Annotated in this window: 2 protein-coding genes; one reads left to right on the forward strand and one right to left on the reverse strand. The window is 46.3% G+C overall.

Translation table 11 applies throughout. The annotated features are described in order from the left end of the window. Positions 1-176: 176 nt before the first annotated feature. Positions 177-1,604, reverse strand: coding sequence for an isochorismatase family protein (locus tag RMO27_RS21245; RefSeq protein WP_309736343.1), 1,428 nt, complete (start codon positions 1,602-1,604; stop codon positions 177-179). 191 nt (positions 1,605-1,795) lie between these two features. On the opposite strand from RMO27_RS21245, the gene RMO27_RS21250 reads away from it, so the two are divergent. Further along, positions 1,796-3,031, forward strand: coding sequence for a P-loop NTPase fold protein (locus RMO27_RS21250; RefSeq protein WP_309736345.1), 1,236 nt, complete (start codon positions 1,796-1,798; stop codon positions 3,029-3,031). Positions 3,032-3,138: the final 107 nt, after the last annotated feature.

The following is a 3,138-nucleotide window of genomic DNA, read 5'->3' on the forward strand; positions in this document are numbered from 1 at the left end:
GCGGATCGTTAGAGCCGATCGACATATTTAACAGCCATAGCCAATTTAGCGAAGACAGATTCCCGACTTCTTCGAGAAGTCGGGGATCTAGCAGTAATGGTAACTTAATTAAATTTCAATTTCATGGTTCAACTTAAACTAGATAAAGCGAAAATTACTATCCACTATTCACTAATTTACCGATCGACAAATCCTTGAAAGTCCAAAATATCAAATCCCGGCTGATAATCATTGGCATCAAAACTGTCATTAATGTTTTCCTCACGAAAGAGTTTTAACATTCGATCGGCTTCCGCTGTTTCCTTGGCAAGTTTTTCTTCAGGTGTAAGGGCATTTATCCATTCGACTCTAGCATTTGCTTCTATTCTGGTTTTGCTGGGAGCACCAATTCCCCAGACGGCTCCATTATGGGGGTCGTAGTAAGTGCCGATGTACCGCAGCGTCAACGAAATCCGAGGCTCGTCAGTGCCATCGCTGCCGAGTTGTTTGATGCCGTGATAAAACTTTTGGTTGCCATCTAGGTTCAACATAAACAAAGAACCGTGCGGTAGTGGCAGTTTTTGCGGTACCGCACCTTTGGCGGTTTTCGATCGGAAAATCATCGATCGGGTGGCTCCCAGCGAGACGTTGACGATCAACGAAGGGCGCATTACGTCGAGGGTTTTATCCGCATGTTCGCCGATAAAATCGCGACCATTGCGATAGAGTTGAATCAAACAGTGATTTAAGGGATGACCGATCCGGCGTTCGACTTCTTGCCGAATCGAATCGATCGTGGGCGTCCAGTGGGTTAATGGCGGTTGCTCGTCCGCTGGGTGACGGTATAAGGGTTCGGCTCGATCGGGTGCCTTCGTGCCTTGGAGGGCGATGAGACGCGGTACCGCACTACCGCGATGAATCATCTGACTCCATGCCACCTCTTCGTATAGAGTCTGAAATGTATTCTCATTGATGCAAGCCGAGAGGGCGGCACAATCTAAACTGCTATCGCCAGCAATACCACTCAGTCGGACGGGATTACCATCCGAGAGCAGTTCGCCCCAGTTTCTAGTAGTAGCACCGAGCTTTTCCAGTGCTCGAATTGCCACCAGGTGTTTACCTGGCGTGCTGGCGGTAGTAGCGTCCTCCAGAATCTCTACCTGATAGCCCAATCGCAGAGCAGATCGAGCAGTGTGCAACACGCACAGATTAGTTTCGACGCCACAAATAGACAGTTTGGTAATTTGTCGTGACTGCAACCATTTGTGAAGTGAGGTGCGATCGAAAGCATCGTACCAGTGTTTGACGATCGCAAGTTCATCATCCGTTCTCTGGGCGAAGGCACCTTGCAAACCAGGAACGATCTGGCTACCCCAAGTATCTTTGACACAACAAGGTTTACCAGTGTGGGTTATGCCTTGGAGTTCTTCAGGGGTTCCAGCTACTTCACCATAATCAGAAGTAATCCAAACGACATGTCGCTGCCGTTGCCGTGCGGCTTGCACCAACCATTCGATCGCATTGCAAAGTTGTTGGGGTTCGATATGCCGTTTGGCAAAAGCACCGCCCTGAGTTAAAAAGTCGTTCTGAGGATCGACAATCAAAAGCGCGGAGAGAGATTTCATCGATCTTGGTGTTAATGAGAGCAATTGTGGCGATCGATCTGATTATATAACTTCGAGATCGGTCGATCGAAGCATCAGCATCAAACTACTATTACCGACGATCGATAGTAATTGTCACGAAGCCGTCACCGACGACATCATCGCCGTTATAGAATGGGATTGATGTGTGTGCATTATCGGTGCAGCTAGCGATGACTCAAACCTTACTGTCACAATTTCAGACAGCTTACCGAAATCTCGATCTCTTTCCACTACTCGAACCTGACAAAATCCAGCGGTTTCGAGTAGAATACGGTCGAGAAGTATTGGTGCGGCTCAAAAGTGAGGTGAAGGCATCCGAAGCAGATGGTAAGGTGATTTTTGCCGGACATCGAGGTTGTGGCAAGTCCACTCTGCTCAAACAATTTGCGGTAGAGATGGAAGCGGACAAGTTTTTTGTGGTGTTTTTTTCGATCGCCGATTCGATCGAGATGTCCGATGTCAGCCATGTCAATATTCTCTACTCGATCGGGTTGCAATTGCTCGAAGCAGCTACTTTAGCTAAAATATCAGTCGATGCAGATATTCAAGAAACATTACTCGGCTGGACGACAACTACTCGCAAAGAAACACTAGGAAGTGAAGACAAATCGGAATTTGCGATCGATCCAGGGGCAATTTTCAAGCTGTTCACCGCCAAACTCCAACAAGAACGGACGTTTCGACAAGAACTCGAACGGACTTTTGAAAAAAGAATTTCCGAACTAGTTAGAAATCTCGATCGATTGGCAGCAACAATTCAAATCGCCACCAATAAATCCATCTTAATCGTCATTGATGACTTAGACAAATTGGATCTCAGTATCGTCGAACCAATTTATCGCAATAATCTTAAATCTCTCTTTTCACCCGCATTTAGAATTGTCTTTACTATTCCCATTTCGGCGATCCAAGAGCCACAAGTGATGGGTGCTTTAACATCAGAAGGCGTGGTGCGTCCGCACTTATTTCCAGTTACCAAATTTTATCCCCGCGAGGACGTTCGCAAGATCGATCGCCAACCGATCGTCAACAACATCGCATTATTTCAAGCTGTAATTAAACTCCGATTTCCCGATGCATTGCTCGATCCTCAAACTGCCCGCAAAATGGCATTGATGAGTGGCGGGGTGATGCGAGAACTGGTGAGAATTGGGCGAGAATGTTGTACCGAGTGCATGGTACAGATCGAAATCGCACCCGATCGCACTGATGTCCGGATCGATGATGAGATTTTGCTACGGGCAATCCGCAATCTTCGTAATGACTTTGCACGTCAGATTGGGGGTAAATACGAACAGTTAGAGAAAGTATATGAGACGCTAAAATCTTTAGAAGGTCAAGAATTTATTAAGTTGTTGCATGGGCTGATGGTACTACTCCCTTCCCGCCGGAAGACTACAGAATAAGGTTGTAGATATGTTGAATCGTATTTGAAATTTGAATTGGAGTCTGTAATTGTTGAGTTTCAAAAAAGGTAAGAAGTCTCATTTCAATCTGCTCGATAGTTGTGCCA

Origin of the sequence: Chamaesiphon sp. OTE_75_metabat_556, from assembly GCF_031378165.1 — a bacterium.
Classification (GTDB): domain Bacteria; phylum Cyanobacteriota; class Cyanobacteriia; order Cyanobacteriales; family Chamaesiphonaceae; genus Chamaesiphon.